Source organism: Nocardioides cynanchi (assembly GCF_008761635.1).
GTDB classification, from domain to species: domain Bacteria; phylum Actinomycetota; class Actinomycetes; order Propionibacteriales; family Nocardioidaceae; genus Nocardioides; species Nocardioides cynanchi.
In genome coordinates this window covers 3,148,771-3,167,790 of record NZ_CP044344.1, presented here as the reverse complement: position 1 = coordinate 3,167,790, position 19,020 = coordinate 3,148,771, and the positions used below count along the sequence as shown (strand labels likewise).

Here is a 19,020-nt window from a genome sequence, read left to right as displayed (position 1 = left end):
CATTCCGCTGAGTTGGGCGACTCCGCCCCGTCAGTCCCCTGCCCGGCTGGAACTCCCGGACGGCGTCAACCCCGGATAATCGTGCGGTCACGGCTCTGTCCCAGTCATCCTGACCGCATGCCGTCTTCTCAGGACGTCCCCACGGGCGCGGACTACGGGCCGGGGTACCCGGCTCCGACCGACCCCGAACCACCGATGAAGCCACACGCCGCCGGGTGGCAACCGTGGGTCATCGTCTTGGTGGCGGTCTGCGTCGTCGCGGTACTCATGCTCGCGGGCGCCTTCGCGGTCTGGCTCTACATCTGGTCTCACTTCGACGGATGAGTCCGACCGCACTCACATGCAGCGGTGCCTCGCCTGCTCATGTCTCCGTCCTGACCCTCCCCAGATCGAGACGTCCGCGGTCGTTAGAGCGCGCAGGTGAGCCACTACGTTCTTCTCCATGGACCTCGGTGGCACTGATCCGGCCGATGACGAGCTACGCACTGCGCTGACGCGCCTGATGAAGCAGCTGCTCCACGAGGAGGCGGCTGCCGACCGGCGAGGCGAGGACCTGCTTCCGATCCTGGACGAGCACTTCGGGGTTGCAGCCGACGAGCTTCCGGTCGTGGTCGAGCCGATCATGACCCATCGGTGGGTCGACATGGACATCGCGCTGGAGGAGATGGTCGCCCGCGACCCGAACGCCCGGCTGCTGGGCGTGGGCGGCGGCGACCAGCGGCACCACAGCTCCCTGAGCGATCTGATGTCCAACGCTCCCTGGGGTCGCTTCCGCAGTGGCCAGGTCGATCGGCTCAACGTGGCCACGGGGCCCGACACCGAGCGAGCGACGGTGGGGTTCGGCCTCCACGTCTTCCACCACGACGGCTCCCCCATGGCGGTGCTGCAGCGAGTCGGCAACCCTGAGTACGGGTCCCAGGCGCGCATGGAGGTGCTCGCCGTCGACCCCGGCGCGGCCGCCGCGATGCTCGCTGGTCTCCGCGACGAGGCGATGCGCCGGAGCGTGCTCTGGCGCCAGGTGATCAGCTTCAGCGGCAACCCCTACGGACGCTCCATGTCGGGACTGACGTTCCACCGACGCCCCGAGCTGCCGGCCGACCGTGTGGTCCTGCCGGAAGGCACGCTGGACCAGGTGCGAGCGCATGTGGTCGGTCTCGGGCATCACCGCGACCGGCTGCGCGAGCAGGGGCAGCACCTCAAGCGCGGGGTGCTGCTGTACGGCCCACCGGGCACGGGCAAGACACACACCGTCCGCCATCTGGTGAGCGCCGGCCTGGACACGACCGTCGTGCTCCTCAGCGGCACCGACATGCAGCACGTGGGCGCGGCCGCCCAGATCGCTCGAGCGCACCAACCCGCGATCGTGGTGATCGAGGACTGCGACCTCATCGCCGAGGACCGCGACCATCACTTCGGCGGTGGCGCGTCCCCCTTGCTGTTCACCCTCCTCGATGCCATGGACGGGTTGGACGAGGACGCCGACGTTGTCTTCCTGCTCACGACCAACCGAGCCGAAGCGCTGGAGAAGGCCCTCGTGCAGCGGCCCGGACGCGTCGACCTCGCTGTGGAGATACCCCTCCCGAGCGAGGCCGACCGGCGCGCCCTCATCCATCTGTATGCGTCGGGCCTCCCGTTCTCCGCCGACGCCGTCTCCCGTGCCGCCGGCGCGTCCGCGGGCACCACGGCGTCCTATGCCAAGGAGCTGGTCCGCCGAGCCGTGCTGCTGGCTGCGATGGACGGGCGCGAGCCCGGGGACGGCGATCTCCAGGCCGCCACCGATGAGCTTCAGTCCGACTCGGCCCGACTGACCCGTGCTCTCCTGGGCTCGACCGACGACTCCCGCACCCAGCCCGGCCACGACTAGGTGCGAGACGCACTCACCGTCAGGGTGCCGTGACCAGCCGCTGCAGCAGCACGACCAGTCGTCGGGCCTGGGCCGAGGTCAGTGGCGCGAGGCGGTCGGAGGCGACGCGCTGCGCGAGGGGCGTCGTACGTCGTACCACCTGACGGCCCGCGGGCAGCAGGCCCACCACTTGCGCCCGACGGTCGGTCTCGAGCCGGCGGCGAGCGACCATGCCGCGACGCTCGAGATCGTCGACGAGCTGCACCATGTGGGCGCCGCTGACTCCGAAGGCCCGGGACAGCTCCGACTGTGACTCCGCGCCGCTCGACCCGAGGGCGACCAGCATCCCGAAGTGCGCGGGCTCGATGCCGACCGGCTCGAGGGCGGCCTGGAAGTCGCGGTGCATGTGGAAGTGCACCCTCGTCACCAGGAAGGCGATGCTCTCGCGAAGCGGTTCGGGGGTGTCGGGAGCCAGATCAGTGGCTGCCACCCGGAGCAGGAGGGTGCGCAGGTCCTCACGGTCGCGCACGGTGAACCCCGAGGTGACCGACTCCTCGACGTCCTCGGCGTAGCGACGCCAGGTGCGCGCAGCGGCAGCGCCTTCGGGCGTGCGGGTCAGGGCGTAGGACCGGCGGTCGTCGGGGTTGCGCACCCGCTGCACCAGACCGCGGTCGGCGAGGTCCGCGGCGACCCGCATCATCGTCGTACCGCTGACGCTCACAGTGCGGGCCAGCGCCTGCTGCGACCTCGTGACGCCACCGGCGAGGGCGAGGAGCGCGGCGTAGCCGTGGATGTCCACGCTCTCGGGCAGCACCTCCTCGAGCGCCGCCACCACCCGCGCCCGCGCCCGCCAGACCAGGTGGCCAGGATGCTCGGCCAGGGCAGGCAGCAGCACGCGACCAGCTGCTCCGGCGTCGGTGTTCATCATCAGCTCAATCGTTAGGCACTTGACGATCAGTGATCCGGGCGTATCGTACCGCAGGTAATCGTTAAGTCAGTGATGATGTGGTCTCCTCGAGGAGACCGGACGGGCAGGACCTCATGGCCTCGGACAGCGCTGCACCCCGTGCCGACTCACCGGTTGCCGGAACGGGCGGACGCGACCCCAAGTGGTGGACCCTGACCGCCGTCTGCACCGGGGTCTTCATGCTCCTGCTCGACATCACGATCGTGAACGTCGCGCTGCCGGACATCCAGACCGAGCTGCACGCCTCGCTGTCCGACCTCCAGTGGGTGATCGACGCCTATGCCCTGAGCCTGGCAGCCCTGCTGCTCACGGCCGGCTCCCTGGCCGACCTCTACGGACGACGCCGCGTCTTCGTGATCGGGCTGGTCCTCTTCACCGCCGGTTCGATCGCCTGCGGCGCCGCCCAGGACATCTTCTTCCTCCAGATCTCCCGGGCGTTCCAGGGCATCGGGGGCGCCGCGATGTTCGCCACCGCCCTGGCCCTGCTGGCCAGTGCCTTCCACGGCAAGGACCGGGGTACGGCGTTCGGGGTCTTCGGCGCCACCACCGGCGTCGCCGTCGCGATCGGCCCCGTGCTCGGCGGTGCCCTCACCAGCGGGCTGTCCTGGCGCTGGATCTTCTTCGTCAACATCCCGATCTGCCTGGTCGCGCTGACGGTCTCGCTGATGCGGGTCGCGGAGTCGAAGGACCCGGCGGCCGGCCGGCCCGACTGGTTCGGCTTCGTGTCGTTCTCCCTCTCGCTCGGGGCCCTGGTCTACGGGCTGATCGAGGCCGGCCAGACCAGCTGGGGCGAGCAGAGGGTGGTGCTCTCCCTGGTCGCGTCGGGCCTGCTCTTGGTCGTGTTCCTGATCAGCCAGGTGGTCCAGGACAAGCCGATGTTCGACCTCGGCCTGCTTCGCAAGCCGACCTTCACCGGCGGCCTGATCGCGGCGTTCGGCGTCTCCGCCTCGATCTTCTCGCTGCTCACCTTCCTGGTGATCTACGTCCAGAACGTGCTCGGCTACTCGGCGGTCGACACCGGCGTGCGCTTCCTCTTCCTGTCCGGAGCCTCCTTCGTGGCCGCCGCGATCGCCGGCCGGCTGACCGAGCACGTGCCGGTCAGGTGGCTGATCGCCCCGGGCTTCCTGATCCTCGGGGTCGGCCTGCTGCTCGTACACGGCATCCAGGACGGCTCGTCCTGGACCCACCTGATCCCGGGCCTGCTGGTGGCGGGCGTCGGGATCGGGATGATCAACCCGCCGCTCGCCTCGACCGCGGTCGGCGTCGTCCCGGTCGCCCGCGCGGGCATGGCCAGCGGGGTGAACTCCACCTTTCGCCAGGTCGGCATCGCCACCGGCATCGCCGCACTCGGCTCCATCTTCAGCCAGCAGGTGGCCGACGCGGTCCGCCCCGGGCTGGCCGGGAAGGTGCCACCGCAGGCGCTCGACGGTCTGACCTCGGCGCTGTCGGGCGGCCAGGTCTCGGCCGCCGCAGCCGGAGCGCAGCAAGCTGCGACCGCGGCGCAGGGCCCGAGCGCCGGCCAGCAGGCCTACGACCTCGTGCACCAGGTCGGCACCTCCGCGGTCGTCGACGCCCTCAACCACGTGACGCTGATCGCGGCCGTGATCGCCTTCACGGCCGGCCTGCTCTCGCTCGTGCTGATCCGGCAGAAGGACTTCGTGGCCCGGGGTCCGCAAGGTCCGTCCGACGAGGCCGCCAGCTCGGTGCCCCAGGAGGCCGGGCCCCCACGCTGACGGAGTACGACGTCAGCCGAGCCGCGCGATCAGGGCCATCGCGTCGTGGGGCGCGAAGCCCTTCATGTCGTTGTCGAAGTAGACGAAGACGTCCTGACCGCCGGCCACCCAGCCCCGACATCTCTCGGCCCACTCGTCGAGCGCCCGGGCGGTGTAGCCGCTGGCGTAGAGCTCCTGGTCCCCGTGCAGTCGGACGTAGCGGATCGGGCCGGTGTCCTCGTCCACCCGTGGCCAGCGACCCGCGGTGTCGGCGAACACGCAGGCGACGTCGTGCGCGCGCAGCACCGCCATCGCCTCGGGAACGGCGAACGTCGGGCTGCGGAACTCCAGCGCGTGGCGGACCGGCCGGTCGGTGTCGGTGGTGGTCAGGGCGCGGTCGGGGGCCACCTTGTCGTCGTGGCGCTCGGCCAGTGCGGCCACGGCGGCCGTCGATCGCGGCAGGCGGCCCAGGAAGTCGTCGAGGACGTCCGGGGCGAAGCGCAGCGTCTCGGGCAGCTGCCAGAGGAACGGCCCCAGCTTCGGCCCGAGGGCCAGCACCCCCGAGGCGAAGAAGTTGGCCAGCGCGGTGTCGACGTCGACGAGCCGCTTGAGATGGGTGACGTAGCGGCCGCCCTTGACCGTGAAGACGAAGTCGTCCGGCGTCTCGGACCGCCACGCGGCGTACGACGTCGGGCGCTGCAGGGAGTAGAAGGAGCCGTTGATCTCGATCGAGGTCAGCTGCGAGGCGGCGTACTCCAGCTCGCGGCGCTGCGGCAGGCCCGTCGGGTAGAAGTCGCCCCGCCAGGCCGGGTAGCGCCAGCCCGAGATCCCCACCCGCACCCGGCCCTGCTCAGCCATGCGTCACAGGGTCTCGCGTCCGTGCGGGGTGAGCCAGCCCGAGAGGTCGGGACCGCCCGGCACGATCCCCGAGGGGTTCACGTCGCCCTGCACGACGTAGTAGTGCTGCTTGATCTGCTCGAAGTCGGTGTTGCCCCCGAACGCAGGGAGCGCGTAGAGGTCGCGGGCGTAGCCCCAGAGCGCGGGCAGCTCGGTCAGCTTCTGCCGGTTGCACTTGAAGTGCCCGTGGTAGATGACGTCGAAGCGAGCCAGGGTGGTGAACAGCCGCACGTCGGCCTCGGTCAGCGCCTCGCCCATGAGGTAGCGGCGGTCGGCGAGCCGGTCCTCGAGCCAGTCCAGGGCGTTCCAGAGACGGTCGTAGGCCTCGTCGTAGGCCTCCTGCGATCCCGCGAAGCCGCAGCGGTAGACGCCGTTGTTCACCTCGGTGAACACCCGCTCCATCACGTCGTCCATCTCCTCACGGAGGTGGGCCGGCCACAGGTCCGGCGCATCGGCGCGATGGTGGTCACGCCACTCGAAGTAGAGGTCGTGGGTGATCCACGGGAAGTCGTTGGTGACGACCTCGCCACTGTCGATCTCCACCATCGCCGGCACCGTGATGCCCTTGTCGTACGACGGGTCGCGGCGCAGATAGGCCTCCTGGAGGCGGGAGATCCCGAGCACGGGGTCGCGCCCCCCGGCGTCCAGCCCGAAGCTCCAGCTGCGCTCGTCGTGGGTCGGCGCGGCCAGCCCGAGCGAGATCACGCCCTCGAGGCCGAGCAGCTCGCGGACGATGATCGCGCGGGTCGCCCACGGGCACGCCTTCGCGGCGACCAGCCGGTAGCGCCCCGGCTCCGCGGGTCGCGTCGGTGCGGCCAGGTCGTCCCGCTCGTAGGGGTCGCGGGACCGTCCCGGCTCGGCCGTGATCCGGTCCGGGAGGTAGTCGGTGTCGCGCTCGAAGGCCTGACCGGGGGTGACGTACGCCGTGGAGGGGGTCATGCCGGCCCGTACCCATCGGGTCGCGGTCCACCTGACTTTCTGCCAACACCTCTTTGCAAACATACCTTTGCAAGGATATGTTGGCGATATGGCGACCTCCGCGATCACTCCCACCGCCGCCGGACTGCGCGCGCTCTCGCACCCGACCCGGCTGAAGATGCTGATGCTGCTGCGGCTCGAGGGCCCGGCCACGGCCACCGGCCTGGCCGGCCGGCTCGAGCTCAACACCGGCGCCACGTCGTACCACCTGCGCCAGCTGGCCGAGCACGGCTTCATCGAGGAGGACGCCGAGCGCGGCGACGCCCGCGACCGCTGGTGGCGGGCGGCCCACCAGAGCACCCGCGCCGGGCTGCGGTTCGACGACGCCGAGGAGGCCGAGAGCGCGGAGAGCTACCTGCAGTCTGTGGCGATGATGTACACCGAGTCCCTGATGCAGGCCGTCTCCGAACGGCGTCACCTCCCGACGGCCTGGCAGCGCGCGAGCACCACCAGCGACTGGCACCTCCGGCTGACCCCCGAGCGTGCCGAGCAGCTGACCGACGCCCTGGCCGCGCTGGTGGACTCGTGGTCGGAGCAGGAGGACGGCGAGGACACCCCGGGTGCCGGGGACTTCGTGGTCAACCTGAACGCCTTCCCACGGCCGGGCACGGTGGTGCTCGACGAGACCGCGTTATGAGCGCCCGCCGGCTGCCGCTCTACGGCTGGCTGACCGCGGAGGCGATCTCCCTGCTCGGCACCCGGGTCTCGATGATCGCGATCCCCTGGCTGGTGCTGGTCACCACGGGCTCGGCCACCCGCACCGGCCTCGTCGCGGCCGCCGAGCTGACCCCACTGGTGATCCTCAAGGCCACCGGCGGCCCGCTGGTCGACCGGGTGGGGCCGCGCCGGCTGGCGATCGTCGCGGACTCGCTCTCGATGGTGTCGGTGGGGATGATCCCCCTGCTGCACCGCTCCGACCACCTCACCTTCCCCGTGCCGCTGGTGCTCGTGGCGATCGGCGGTGGCCTGCGGGGGCCGGGCGACGCAGCCGTCGGGGCGATGGTCCCGAGCCTGGTGGCGAGCGCCGAGGTGCCCTTCGAGCGGGCCACGGGCCTCGCCTCGGCGATCGAGCGCGGCGCCACCATGATCGGCGCCGCCCTCGCCGGCGGGCTCGTCGCCACGATCGGGCCGGCCAACGCCGTGGCGGTCGACGCCCTGTCGTTCGGCGTGTGCGCGGTGGTGCTGCTGGTCACGACCCGGGGTCTGGTCGAGCCTGTGTCAGCCGTCGACGGTGAGCCGACCGCTGACGACGAGCCCACGTCGTACCTCGCCGAGCTGCGGGCCGGGTGGGACTTCCTCCGCTCGGACGCCTTGCTGATGAGCCTGTGCCTGATGATCGCGGTGACCAACCTGCTCGACCTCGCCTGGTCGGCGGTGCTGCTGCCGGTCTGGGCCCGCGAGTCGGGCGCCGGGGTCGGGGTGCTCGGACTGATCTTCTCGGTCTGGGGCGGTGCGTCGATGCTCGGCTCGTTCGTGGCGGCCGCGTACGGCACCCGCCTGCCGCGCTTCACGACGTACGTCGTGGCCTTCCTGGTGACCGGGCTTCCGCGGTTCGTGCTGTTCGCCATCGGCGTGCCCCTGTGGGCGATCCTGGCCATGTGCGTGGTCGGCGGCTGCGCCTCGGGCTTCCTCAACCCGGTGCTCGGCGCCGTCGAGTTCGAGCGGATCCCGCCGGCGCTGGTCGGACGGGTGACCGCCCTCAACAGCGCCGTCTGCTGGTCGTTGATGCCGTTGGGTGGTGTGCTCGGCGGCGTGCTGGTGAGCGGGATCGGACTCGACCCTGCCCTGCTGATGGTCGGGCTCTGCTACTTCGCGGCCACCATGGCGCCGACCCTGCTGCCTCGTTTCCGGGAGATGGACCGCGCCGTCGAGCCCGCGCCGGTCGCGGTCTGATCGGCCGTGCCGGGCACCGCCCCCGTCGGCCGCCCGTTGGTCTGGCCCGGTTCGTACGGCGGGCCGGCATGCAGAAGGGCCGGAGGCAGCGCCTCCGGCCCTTCCCGTGCGACGTGGTCAGCCCTTGCAGGGCACGTAGACCCGCGACGCGGTGGCGTGGCCGCCGCCCTTGAGCGTCAGGTTGGCGGTGATCTTGTTGTCCGCGGTCTTGCCGAGGTGGTGCAGCACCACCGAGCGTCCCGCCTGGGGGTTGCGTGCCGACGCCTTCTTCTGTCCGTTCACGGAGAAGGAGCCCGCCGCCACCTGGCCGGCGTGGCCGGTCCAGGTGAGCTTCGCGGAGTGCTGGCTGCAGGAGATGGACGCCGGGAACTTCACGTACCGTCCCGCGGCACCCTTGGTGCCGCCCAGGGCGGACCCCGCGGCGTGGAACGCGCCGGAGAGCGAGGTGCTCGGCGTTCCGGCCTTGAGCAGCAGCCCGGTGCCGGACGTGCTGACGACGAAGAGGTTGATCGCCTCGTAGGTCCCCGGCTTGAGGAAGACCCGCTCGGTGTTCTTCGACTTGGGCCCACTGAAGAGATCCTCGTACGGCACGGTGCTGCCCGTGCTGTCGGCGATCGCCATCAAGGTCGCGGTCCCCTTCGGCTGCGCACGGGTCACGTAGACCCAGCCGGGCTTGGCCTCGGTGAAGACCGTGGTCATCACGGCCTCCATCTGGGCCGAGACGTTGCACTGGGAGGCACTCCCCTCGGCACTCACCGACGTCACCCGGCCGGTGCCGGACACGCTGAAGGACGTCATCGACCCGTTGTGCTTCTTCACCCGGGCGGCCGCGGTGATGCTCCCCGTGACGTGGGTGTGGTCACCGGGGTCCGGGGTGACGGCATCGGTGTTGGTGACCGTGACGTCCATGGACACGCTGTCGGACGCCCCACCGCCGACGATGGGAACCGTGTCGCTGGGCTCGGTACCGACCTCGGTGCAGGTCGGGCCGCTCGAGGAGAAGTCGACGTTGCCGCCCACTGACAGGGCGTCGGGCGGGCCGAGGGCCGAGGCCTGACCCACGGGCAGGAGCGCCAGTGCCGAGACGAGAGCGCCACAGGCGGACAGCGCGAGGACGCGCTGGTGACGGGTTGATCCGAGCATGGAGGATCCTTCCAGGGCTGGGGTGAGATGCCTTTCGCAGGTTAGGAGCATCGGGGCCGGCCGGGGATACGATCCCGGCGTGGTCTAGACCAGATCGTCAGCCCTGGCAGGGCACGTAGGTCCTCGAGGCCGACGCGTGGCCGCCGCCGGCGAGCGACAGCTTGGCGGTGATCGTGTTGTCGGCCGTGCTGCTCAGGTGTCGCAGCACGATCTGGCGCCCGGACCTGGGGTTGCTGTCCGAGGCCTTGGTCTTGCCGTTGACCAGGAACGAGCCCGAGGCGACCTTGGAGGCCCCCGACTTCCAGGTCAGGGTCGCCTTGTGGCCGGAGCAGGAGATCGAGCCCGGGAACTTCACGAACCTGCCGGCACTGCCGGCCGTCGCGGCGAAGGCGGAGCCCGAGCGGTGGAAGGTGACGGCGATCGAGCTCTGCGGCGTGCGCTTGAAGGGGAAGATCGGCGGCACGTTGCCGGCCGTGAGGCCCACCGCGATCTGGCCACCGAAGGTGCCGGGCGTGAGGAACCCGCGCGAGACTGCCGAGGACCCGGCCCCCTGCCAGACGTCGAAGGCGATGGCCCTGCTGGTGGCCTCGTCGGCGACCGCGGCCAGGGCGATCCCCTGCTTCGGCACCGTGTTGCGGGTGATGTAGATCCAGCCCGAGTGGGACTCGGTGAACTCGAAGAACCCGAACAGGTCGACGAAGGCCTGCGGGAGGCACGCCGACGCGCTGCCCTGCGCGGCGGAGATGCCCACACTGCCCTTGCCGGTGGCGACGAGCTTGGACAGGTCCCCGCCCTGCTTGGCCACGGTCATGGTGGTCGCGTAGTGGCCGGTCATCGAGACCGTGTCGGCCGAGTTGCCGGTGTTGGTGAAGGTGGCGGCGAGGTCGACGCTCTGGCTCTGCGTGCCGCTGGAGAACGTCGCTCCGGGGGACGACGGTTGGTCGTCGCCGGTCGTGAGCGTGCACGACGACGACGTGTTGGCGCTGCCCTGGGCGGCGAACTGGGCCACGACGGCGGCGGAGGCGGGCCCGGCGGGCAGCCAGGCGAGCCCGGCGGCGAGCCCGGCCGAGGCCGTGACGGCGATGGTGCGACGGAACCTGCGGCGTGTGCGCATGCGAGAACTCCCCGTTGGGTGCTGGCGACTGAGTGACCCTGAGCGTAGGACCGGGACACCCCCGGTGAATACGAACGCGGGAGACTTTTCAGGAGCCGAACGAGAAGGTGCGCCCCAGCTCGATGGTCCGGTCGTTGGCCTCGACCTCCCCGATCGAGACCCGGGCGCCGTCGCCGGCGAACGGCCGGACCACGATGCCGAGGTCGTCCGCGGCCGCGGCGAGCTCGGCGGTCCGGTCTCCGGTGGCGAGCCAGATGAAGTTGCCCTGGGCCTCGGGAACCACGACACCGGCCTCGGCCAGTCCCCGCACCACCCGGTCCCGCTCCGCGACCAGGGAGTCCACCCGTTCGAGCAGCTGGGCCTCGGCCGCCAGCGACGCGAGCGCGGCGGCCTGCGCGACGCCTGAGACACCGAACGGCAGCGACACCGCGCGCAGCGCGCCGGTCAGCGGCGCCGGCCCCACGGCATACCCGACCCGGAAGCCGGCCAGGCCGTAGGCCTTCGAGAAGGTCCTGGTGGCCACCACGTTGTCGTGGGCCCGCACCGTCGCGACGCCGTCGACGGGGTCGCTCATCCGGACGAACTCCACGTAGGCCTCGTCGACGACGACGAGCACGTGCGAGGGCACCTTGGCCAGGAAGTCGTCGAGCTCCCGCTGGCTGACCGCCGGCCCGGTCGGGTTGTTCGGCGTGCAGACCAGCACGATCCGGGTGCGCTCGGTGACGGCGGCCGCCATCGCGTCGAGGTCGTGCCGCCCGTCCGCGGTGACCGGGACCTGGACGCTCCGCGCACCCGCGGCGGTGACCCCGATCGGGTAGGCCTCGAAGCTCCGCCAGGCATAGACCACTTCATCGCCCGGCTCGCAGAACGCCTGCACCAGCTGGTAGATCAGGGCCACCGAGCCGGTCGCCAGAGCCAGCTCGTCGGTCGCCACCCCGAGCTTGTCGGACAGCGCGGCGTAGAGCGCGGTGCTGCCCATGTCGGGGTACCGGTTCATCTGCTCGGCGGCCCGCGCCGCCGCCTCGAGCACTCCCGGCAGCGGCCCGAACGGGTTCTCGTTGGAGGAGAGCTTGTAGGTCGTCATGTCCGGACGTGGCGCCGGCGGCTTCCCCGCGACGTACGCCGGGATCTGGGTCACGCAGGCGCGCGGCTGAGGACCGGTCATGGGCTCAACCTAGCTGCGCCGCGACCGCGCCCTCGCCAGGGCCGCAGGACCGGCAGCAGCACCAGCCCGAGAAGCACGCCGATGCCGGCGCCGGCGACGTTGTCGATGATGTCGGTGACGTCGCACGCGCGGTCGATCCGCGCCACGTGGAGCTGGATCTCCTCGATGCCGAGGGAGTACGACGCCAGCAGCAGGAAGCCGATCGGCACCAGCAGCCGCCCGGCCCGCCACCGGGAGAACGCGACGGTCATCAGCAGCCCCGCGGGGACGAACAGGAGCGCGTTGAGCAGCTGCTGGCCGCCACCGAAGATCCAGAAGCCGCCCGGAGACGGACCGCCGATGTCCCAGCTGCAGCTCGTCTGGTGCTGGGACGCCGGGACGATCCCGGGATGATCGACCGGCGGCAGCAGCGTGACCAGGCCGATCACGACGATGCTCCAGAGCAGGCCGCCCCACGCCGTTCCGGCGACCGGGCCCATCCGCCGCCCGACGGCCAGCGCGACCACCAGGCAGCAGCAGCCGGCCGCCGCCGCGAGGAGCAGCATCCAGGTCGTGCCGCCGATCGGGACCATGCAACGAGGCTAGGTGGCCGCACGTCGCGGCTCCCACACCAGGCCCACCTCAGCCGGAGTAGAGCCTGACCATGGACAGGTCGGTGATGATCCGGCCGGCGAGGTAGGAGTGGGCGCACACCGTGCCGGTGGCCGGGTCGGCGATCAGGTCCTCGCCACCGACCACCGCGTTCGACCCCGATCCCGGCGCCGGGGACGCGTGCGGGAAGGTCCCGACCAGCCGTACGTCGAGGAGGCGGCCCGGCGGGCAGGCGTGACCGTGCACCCCGAGCAGCGACCGCCGACGGCCGGTGACCACCCCCGCACTGGCGGTCCTGATCTCGGCTCCCTCACGCTTCGCGGCATGCCGTGCGACCCGGATGGCCGTGTTGAACTCGGCCCGGGTCAGCCCACCGAGCACCTGCGCGTCGGCCCGGTCCGCCGTCTGCCGGCTGACGCAGCCGGTCAGCACGACCGGCAGGGCGAGGGCCAGCACAGGGAGCACGAACGCCCGTGCCACCGGTTGCCAGGACGTGGACATGGACCCTCCCGGAGGGCGCGTGCCCTCAGGACAACGGTGGTATCACGACCTGTCCGCCGTTGGGTACCAGGGGCAGGTCTCGACCGAGCTCGACGTCCACGGGGTTGGTCAGGCAGCGGATCGAGCCGCCGCCCTTGTGGAACTCGCTGACGTCGACCTCCACCACCTCGAAGTCCCACTCCACCAGCCGGGCCTTGACTCGCTCCGGGCTGCCGGCCGGCATCACCACGGTGCGCCCGACCACGACGGAGTTGGCGCAGAACGTCGTCAGGGCCTCGCTGTCGGTGAGCACGAGCGGCTCGGGCACCAGATCCAGCAGCGCGGACGCGGAGGCGTCGTCGAAGGCACCCGGGGCGACCATCGCCCGGCGCTCGTCGAGCGGGCAGAACGCCAGGTCGAGGTGGTACATCGCCGGGTGCGTGATCCGGACGCCGCGCACCCGGACGCCGAGGTCGCCGGCGAGGTGCTTGAGCGCGAGCTCCTCGGTGCGGGGGCCGTAGCCGGCCACCAGGGCGTCGCCCCAGGCGAAGACGTCACCGGCCTCGAGGTGGGCGCCGACGCCGTCGCGACCGACGTACGACGTGCTGCGGCCGCTGCCCTCGAACCAGGGCTGGGCACTCAGGGACTCACGCCGGCGCTCGGGGTGCCGCATGTGCGACATCACGACGTGCGAGCGGCCGTCGGGGCGCAGCAGCGCGAGCCCGAGGTTCATCGCGTAGACCATGTCGGGAGAGTCCGCGCGCTGCGGCACGACCTCGACGGAGCCGCCGACCCGCTCGATGGTCGAGACGAGGTCGACCCACTGCGCCATCGCGCGCTCGGGGTCCGGCTGGTTGTTCAGGTCCATGTAGGGGTTGATCGCGTAGTCGACCCGGAAGTGCTCGGGCCGCACCATCACGTAGCGCCGGCCCCACTGCAGCGTGGTCCCCACGGACCCACCTCCCACCATAATTGTCTGACAATCTGACAAGGACGTCAGTGTGCCGGACGATGCGGCGCAGATCAAGTCGGTGCCGGAGAATGGGCTCATGACCGCGAGCACGCCGGACACCTTCGGCACGCTGCACCTCGAGCACTCCTCGACCGTGGACCGGGTCGCCGAGGAGCTGCGTCGCGCGGTCTTCGAGGGTGAGCTCGAGTCCGGGACCCCCTTGCGGGAGGTGGCGCTCGCCGAGTCCCTCGGGGTCTCCCGGCCGACCCTCCGCGAGGCGCTCGCCGTCCTCGTCGCCGAGGGCCTGGCCACCCGGGAGCCCAACCGCGGGGTCAGCGTGGCCAGTCCGGACCCCGACTCGGTGCGCGATGTGGCCCGGGCCCGTGCGGTGCTCGAGATGGCCGGGGTGCGGAACTGGCCGGACGCCGGCGACGAGGCTCGCGACGCCGTACGCCGCGCCCTCGCCGACTACGAGCGTGCCGTGGCCCAGGGAGCGGGGTACCGCGAGCTCAACCAGCGCCACCTGGCCATCCACCTCAGCCTGGTCGCCCTGACCGGCTCGCCGCGCCTGGTCGCGATGGCCGAGTCCGTGGTCGCCGAGCTCCGGCTCGCCCTGGCCCAGATCGACCGGGTCCGCCGCAACGCGCGCGACCAGGCCGGCTCCCACCACCACCTGCTCGACCTGCTGGAGTCCGGCGACATCGAGGCGGCGGTCGCCGACCTCGAGCAGCACCTGGCCGGCGCGGAGGACGCGATCATCGAGCGGCTCGACCTGGCCTGACGGCCAGCCCCGCTAGGCTGAACCGGTGCGGTTCGTGACCTGGCTCCTGACCACGGCGGCTGCCGTCGCGGTCGCGACCTGGCTCTTCGACGGGATCTACTTCACCGGACCGAGCTCGGGCTCCGCCGAGATCCAGCACAAGGTCCTGCCGCTGCTGCTCGTCTCGCTGATCCTCGGCGCGATCAGCAGCTTCGTGAAGCCGGTCGTCACCTTCTTCTCGATCCCCTTCATCATCCTCACCATCGGACTGTTCCTGCTGGTGATCAACGCGCTGATGCTGATGCTGACCGCCTGGATCGCCGGCCAGGTGGGCATCGGCTTCCACGTGACCGGCTTCTGGACCGCGGTCTGGGGCTCACTGGTGATCACGCTGGTGAACACCTTCATCGACGCCGTGGTGCTCGAGGACGACGACTGACCGTGCCACCACTGCCCCCACCGCGGCAGCCCGGACGCTACGCGATCGCCCTGGTCTGCCTGGGCAACATCTGCCGCTCCCCGATGGCCCACGTCGTCCTCGAGTCGCGGCTCGCCGCGGCGGGTCTCGACGACCGCGTCGTGGTCCGCAGCAGCGGTACCGGCGACTGGCACGTGGGGCGGCCGATGGACGACCGGGCGGCGGCCGTGCTGCGCCGGGCCGGCTACGACCCGAGCCGGCACCGCGCCCGGCAGTACGACGGCACCTGGCCCGCCGAGCACGACCTCGTGCTGGCGATGGACGAGAGCAACCTCGACGACCTCGGCGGTCGCTCCCAGCGGGTCGGCCTGTTCCGCGACCTCGACCCGGGAGGTCCCGGCGAGGTGCCGGACCCCTACTACGGCGGCCCGGACGGCTTCGCGGTCGTGCTGGACCTGATCGAGCGCACGTCGGATGCGCTGGTCACCGAGGTCGCGGACACGCTGGCCTGACCGACCGAGACACCCAGGAGGACCACGATGCCCCAGGCCCCGCTCCCCGAGGCTGCCGCCGCGCTGCTGCGCGAGCCCAACCCGGCCGTGATCGCCGTGGTGATGCCGAGCGGCCATCCGATGTCGGTGGCCACGTGGTACCTCGTCGAGGACGACGGCACGATCCTCGTGAACATGGACGCCGGGCGCGCCCGGCTGGCCTGGATGCAGCAGCACCCCTACGTCTCGCTGAGCGCCCTCAAGGACGGCGAGTGGTACACCCACGTCAGCATCCGCGGCCCGATCGTGCGCTGGGAGCACGACGAGGAGCGAGCCCGGGCCGACATCGACCGCCTGGCCCGTCACTACGGCGGCGCGTGAGTGCCTGGATCCGGGTCGACAGCTGGCACGGCTGGGAGCTCGACTGACCGGGCTCGTACTACCGTGGGCGTGCCACGTCGGAGGAGGTGCTCGACATGACCCGCCAACCCCATGTCGCGCGTCGTGCCGAGGAGCTCCTCAGCACGCCGGTCGTGGCCACCGCACCGGTGGCCGGCGGTGACATCTCCACCGCCACCAAGCTCCGGCTGGGCAACGGCCGATCGGCGTTCATGAAGACGCTCACCCATGCCCCGGACGGGTTCTTCGAGGCCGAGGCGGCGGGGCTGACCTGGCTGGGCGAGGCCGGGGGCGTCGCGGTGCCCGAGGTGCTCGCCGTACGGCCCGACTGCCTGATCCTGGCCTGGGTCGAGCCCGGCAAGATGACCATCGACGCTGCTTCGGCCTTCGGCCGTGCGCTCGCCCAGACCCACGCGGCCGGAGCGGAGACGTTCGGCCTCGACCGCGACGGCTTCATCGGCCGGCTCCCGCTGCCCAACCGCCCGGCGCCCACCTGGGCCGAGTTCTACGCGACCCGGCGGCTGCTGCCCTACCTCAAGCTGGCCCGCGACCGCGACGCGATCACCGCCGAGCAGTCGGACGTGGTCGAGGGGATCGTGCGCCGGCTGGCCGACCTGGTGCCCGAGGAGGCGCCGAGCCGGCTGCACGGTGACCTCTGGAACGGCAACGTCGTGTGGACCCACGACGGCGGCTGCTGTGTGATCGACCCGGCGGCGCACGGCGGCCACCGCGAGACCGACCTGGCGATGCTGGCGCTGTTCGGGCTCGCCCACCTGCCGCGGGTCCTGCACGCCTACGAGGAGGTCGCGCCGCTGGCCGACGGCTGGCAGGACCGCGTCGGCATCCACCAGCTGTTCCCCTTGCTGGTCCACGCCTGCCTGTTCGGTGGCGGGTACGGCGCCCGCGCGGCGGAGGTCGCGGGACGGTTCCAGTGAGGTGGTCTCGACTCCGCTCGACCACCGAACTTCTCCGCTCGACCACCGAACTTCTCCGCTCGACCACCGAACTTCTCCGCTCGACCACCGAACTTCTCCGCTCGACCACCGCGCCGTCCTTCTTCTCAGGCGTGGCTCAGGACCGGCTGGCACAGTAGGGCCGTGACCCCGACGACCTCCTCGAACGCCGCGAAGCCGCGCGTCCTGGTCGTCGACGACGACAAGGCCGTCCGCGAGTCCCTCCGGCGCAGCCTGGAGTTCAACGGGTACGCCGTGTCCCTGGCCAGCGACGGCGCCGAGGCGCTGGCCGGCATCGCCGGGATCGGCCCCGACGTGGTGGTCATGGACGTGATGATGCCGAGGCTCGACGGGATCGAGACGACTCGGGCGCTGCGCCAGGCCGGCAACGACGTGCCGGTGCTCGTGCTCACCGCGCGGGACGCCGTGGGCGACCGGGTCGAGGGGCTCGATGCCGGCGCCGACGACTACCTGACCAAGCCGTTCGCCCTGCAGGAGCTGCTCGCGCGGCTCCGGGCCCTGCTGCGGCGCGTCGTACCCGCCGACGGTGGTGATCCCGAGGTGCTGTCGTTCGCGGACCTGTCGATGGACCTCGGCAGTCGCGAGGTGCGGCGCGGCGACCGCGCGATGGAGCTGACCCGCACCGAGTTCACCCTGCTCGAGATGTTCCTGCGGCGGCCGCGGCGGGTGCTCGAGCGGTCGTTCATCCTGGAGGAGGTGTGGGGCTACGACTTCCCCACGACCGCCAACTCCCTCGAGGTCTACGTCGGCTACCTGCGCCGCAAGACCGAGGCCGAGGACGAGCCGCGCCTGATCCACACGGTCCGGGGTGTGGGCTACGTCCTGAAGGAGTCATGAACAGCGCGACCGTGCGCGAGACCCTCGGCTCGTCGAGCTGGGAGGAGCGCCGCTGGCACTACCGTCGGTCGCTGGCGAGCCGGGTCGTGCTGCTGACCACGATCGCGGTGGGTCTGGCCGTGGCCTTCGTGGCGCTCGGCGCCTTCCTGACGGTGCGGATGTCGCTGCAGAGCTCCCTCGACAACTCCCTGCTCGAGCGGGCCCAGAAGGCCGCGGGCGGCACCACGATGGCCAGCATCACCAACGAGCAGGTCCCGCTGTGGGCGGTCGGTGCCGCCGACGTCCGGATCTTCTACATCGACTCGCACGGCAACCACACCACCGACACCGGCCCCAAGTTCCAGATCGGCACCCCGGAGCTGGCGGTCGCGTCCACGCAGGGCGCGCCGAGCATCCGGACGATCTCCGCCGGGAGGATCGACTACCGCGTCGTCACCGTCCCGGCCGGCGGTGACACGGCGCTGGTGCTCGCCCAGAACCTCGCGCCCCAGGAGCGGGTGCTGCGCAAGATGGGCGCGGTGATGCTGCTGTTCGGGCTGGCCGGCGTGATCGGTGCGGCCGCCGCCGGCTGGGCCGTGGCCCGCAACGGCCTGCGACCGGTGCGCCGGCTCACCGACAACGTCGAGGTGATCGCCCGCACCGAGGAGCTCACTCCACTGCCGGTCGAGGGTGGCGACGAGGTGGCGCGCCTCGCCACGGCGTTCAACGCCATGCTGGCCGCCCTCTCGGCGTCGCGCGACCGGCAGCGGCGCCTCGTGGCGGACGCCGGCCACGAGCTGCGCACACCGCTCACCTCGCTGCGGACCAACCTCGACCTGCTGCTCCAGGCCGACGAGTCCGGCGGCCTGGATCCCCAGCTCCGGGCCGAGCTGCTCGACGACGTCGGGGCCCAGATCGAGGAGATGTCGACCCTCGTCGGCGACCTGGTCGAGCTGGCCCGCGACGAGCCGATCCGGCCCGTGGTCGAGCAGGTCGACCTCGCCGACGTGGTGGACCGGGCGGTCGCCCGGGCTCGCCGCCGCGGCACCTCCCTGGTCTTCGAGGTCGACACCGAGCCGTGGTGGGTCACCGGCGAGGCGAGGTCGCTCGAGCGAGCGGTCACCAACCTGCTCGACAACGCCGTGAAGTGGAGCCCACGCGGCGGCACCGTCTCGGTGCGGCTCAACCACGGTCAGCTGACCGTCGACGACCAGGGGCCGGGCATCGCCGAGGAGGACCGCTCCCAGGTCTTCGACCGGTTCTACCGCTCCGAGGAGTCGCGCTCGATGCCCGGCTCGGGCCTGGGGCTCTCGATCGTGCGGCAGGTGGCCGAGCGGCACTCCGGTGCGGTGCGGGCCGACGAGGCGCCAGCCGGCGGCACCCGGATGGTGCTCCAGCTGCCCGGCCACGCGCTGGTCGCCGGCTGA

21 protein-coding genes and 1 pseudogene are annotated in these 19,020 nt (G+C 71.6%); 13 read left to right on the top strand and 9 right to left on the bottom strand.

Features of this window, described 5'->3' with window-relative positions:
* Positions 1–117: 117 nt before the first annotated feature.
* A complete protein-coding gene (locus E3N83_RS15260; protein WP_151084032.1) occupies positions 118–324 on the top strand; it encodes a hypothetical protein in 207 nt (68 codons plus the stop codon).
* Positions 325–502: 178 nt separating this feature from the next.
* Positions 503–1,864 carry an AAA family ATPase gene (locus tag E3N83_RS15255; protein ID WP_151084031.1) on the top strand — a complete coding sequence of 454 codons (1,362 nt, stop codon included), beginning with the start codon at positions 503–505 and terminating at the stop codon, positions 1,862–1,864.
* A 19-nt stretch (positions 1,865–1,883) separates the two neighbouring features.
* On the opposite strand, the gene E3N83_RS15250 is transcribed toward E3N83_RS15255, so the two are convergent.
* Positions 1,884–2,771 (bottom strand): MarR family winged helix-turn-helix transcriptional regulator, encoded by an 888-nt coding sequence (locus tag E3N83_RS15250; protein ID WP_151084030.1) that lies wholly within the window; start codon positions 2,769–2,771, stop codon positions 1,884–1,886.
* 113 nt (positions 2,772–2,884) lie between these two features.
* Here E3N83_RS15250 and E3N83_RS15245 point away from each other — a divergent pair, with 113 nt between their 5' ends.
* Positions 2,885–4,543 carry an MFS transporter gene (locus tag E3N83_RS15245; protein WP_151084029.1) on the top strand — a complete coding sequence of 553 codons (1,659 nt, stop codon included), beginning with the start codon at positions 2,885–2,887 and terminating at the stop codon, positions 4,541–4,543.
* Positions 4,544–4,555: 12 nt separating this feature from the next.
* Here the strand turns inward: E3N83_RS15245 and E3N83_RS15240 are convergent, their stop codons facing one another.
* Positions 4,556–5,380, bottom strand: a complete 825-nt coding sequence (locus E3N83_RS15240; protein WP_151084028.1) for a DUF72 domain-containing protein — start codon at positions 5,378–5,380, stop codon at positions 4,556–4,558.
* Between the two features lie 3 nt (positions 5,381–5,383).
* Positions 5,384–6,358: a glutathione S-transferase C-terminal domain-containing protein gene (locus E3N83_RS15235; RefSeq protein WP_151084027.1), complete on the bottom strand. Its 975-nt coding sequence runs from the start codon at positions 6,356–6,358 to the stop codon at positions 5,384–5,386.
* Between the two features lie 88 nt (positions 6,359–6,446).
* On the opposite strand from E3N83_RS15235, the gene E3N83_RS15230 reads away from it, so the two are divergent.
* Both E3N83_RS15230 and E3N83_RS15225 read left to right on the top strand, forming a co-directional pair.
* Positions 6,447–7,034: a winged helix-turn-helix domain-containing protein gene (locus E3N83_RS15230; RefSeq protein WP_151084026.1), complete on the top strand. Its 588-nt coding sequence runs from the start codon at positions 6,447–6,449 to the stop codon at positions 7,032–7,034.
* On the top strand, positions 7,031–8,290 hold the full coding sequence (locus E3N83_RS15225) for an MFS transporter (protein ID WP_151084025.1): 1,260 nt from the start codon (positions 7,031–7,033) through the stop codon (positions 8,288–8,290). The genes E3N83_RS15230 and E3N83_RS15225 overlap by 4 nt, the downstream gene beginning before the upstream one ends.
* A gap of 117 nt (positions 8,291–8,407) precedes the next feature.
* Here E3N83_RS15225 and E3N83_RS15220 read toward each other — a convergent pair whose 3' ends face one another.
* From E3N83_RS15220 to E3N83_RS15195, 6 genes are all read right to left on the bottom strand, one after another.
* Entirely contained in the window at positions 8,408–9,433 is a 1,026-nt protein-coding gene (locus tag E3N83_RS15220) for a hypothetical protein (protein WP_151084024.1), read from the bottom strand.
* A 97-nt stretch (positions 9,434–9,530) separates the two neighbouring features.
* Complete coding sequence (locus tag E3N83_RS15215; RefSeq protein ID WP_151084023.1) at positions 9,531–10,547, bottom strand: hypothetical protein; 1,017 nt, start codon at positions 10,545–10,547, stop codon at positions 9,531–9,533.
* An 88-nt stretch (positions 10,548–10,635) separates the two neighbouring features.
* Positions 10,636–11,712: a histidinol-phosphate transaminase gene (gene hisC, locus E3N83_RS15210; RefSeq protein WP_151084022.1), complete on the bottom strand. Its 1,077-nt coding sequence runs from the start codon at positions 11,710–11,712 to the stop codon at positions 10,636–10,638.
* Positions 11,709–12,284: a VanZ family protein gene (locus E3N83_RS15205; protein ID WP_151084021.1), complete on the bottom strand. Its 576-nt coding sequence runs from the start codon at positions 12,282–12,284 to the stop codon at positions 11,709–11,711. The genes hisC and E3N83_RS15205 overlap by 4 nt, the downstream gene beginning before the upstream one ends.
* Positions 12,285–12,333: 49 nt before the next feature.
* The gene (locus E3N83_RS15200) at positions 12,334–12,804 is read right to left on the bottom strand and encodes a hypothetical protein (RefSeq protein ID WP_151084020.1); all 471 of its coding nucleotides are present in this window, start codon (positions 12,802–12,804) and stop codon (positions 12,334–12,336) included.
* A gap of 25 nt (positions 12,805–12,829) precedes the next feature.
* Positions 12,830–13,735 (bottom strand): dimethylarginine dimethylaminohydrolase family protein, encoded by a 906-nt coding sequence (locus tag E3N83_RS15195; RefSeq protein WP_151084019.1) that lies wholly within the window; start codon positions 13,733–13,735, stop codon positions 12,830–12,832.
* A 97-nt stretch (positions 13,736–13,832) separates the two neighbouring features.
* On the opposite strand from E3N83_RS15195, the pseudogene E3N83_RS20360 reads away from it, so the two are divergent.
* The 8 genes and pseudogenes from E3N83_RS20360 to E3N83_RS15160 form a co-directional block, all read left to right on the top strand.
* Positions 13,833–14,063, top strand: a pseudogene (locus E3N83_RS20360) (GntR family transcriptional regulator); the annotation flags it as partial.
* A 9-nt stretch (positions 14,064–14,072) separates the two neighbouring features.
* Positions 14,073–14,516: an FCD domain-containing protein gene (locus tag E3N83_RS20355; RefSeq protein WP_420371847.1), complete on the top strand. Its 444-nt coding sequence runs from the start codon at positions 14,073–14,075 to the stop codon at positions 14,514–14,516.
* A gap of 25 nt (positions 14,517–14,541) precedes the next feature.
* Complete coding sequence (locus tag E3N83_RS15185) at positions 14,542–14,934, top strand: phage holin family protein (RefSeq protein ID WP_151084017.1); 393 nt, start codon at positions 14,542–14,544, stop codon at positions 14,932–14,934.
* A gap of 2 nt (positions 14,935–14,936) precedes the next feature.
* The gene (locus tag E3N83_RS15180; RefSeq protein WP_238342935.1) at positions 14,937–15,425 is read left to right on the top strand and encodes a low molecular weight protein-tyrosine-phosphatase; all 489 of its coding nucleotides are present in this window, start codon (positions 14,937–14,939) and stop codon (positions 15,423–15,425) included.
* 27 nt (positions 15,426–15,452) lie between these two features.
* Complete coding sequence (locus E3N83_RS15175; protein ID WP_238342934.1) at positions 15,453–15,785, top strand: pyridoxamine 5'-phosphate oxidase family protein; 333 nt, start codon at positions 15,453–15,455, stop codon at positions 15,783–15,785.
* 95 nt (positions 15,786–15,880) lie between these two features.
* Positions 15,881–16,738 carry a fructosamine kinase family protein gene (locus E3N83_RS15170; RefSeq protein WP_151084015.1) on the top strand — a complete coding sequence of 286 codons (858 nt, stop codon included), beginning with the start codon at positions 15,881–15,883 and terminating at the stop codon, positions 16,736–16,738.
* A gap of 162 nt (positions 16,739–16,900) precedes the next feature.
* The gene (locus E3N83_RS15165) at positions 16,901–17,614 is read left to right on the top strand and encodes a response regulator transcription factor (RefSeq protein ID WP_151084014.1); all 714 of its coding nucleotides are present in this window, start codon (positions 16,901–16,903) and stop codon (positions 17,612–17,614) included.
* Entirely contained in the window at positions 17,611–19,020 is a 1,410-nt protein-coding gene (locus E3N83_RS15160; protein WP_151084013.1) for a sensor histidine kinase, read from the top strand. The genes E3N83_RS15165 and E3N83_RS15160 overlap by 4 nt, the downstream gene beginning before the upstream one ends.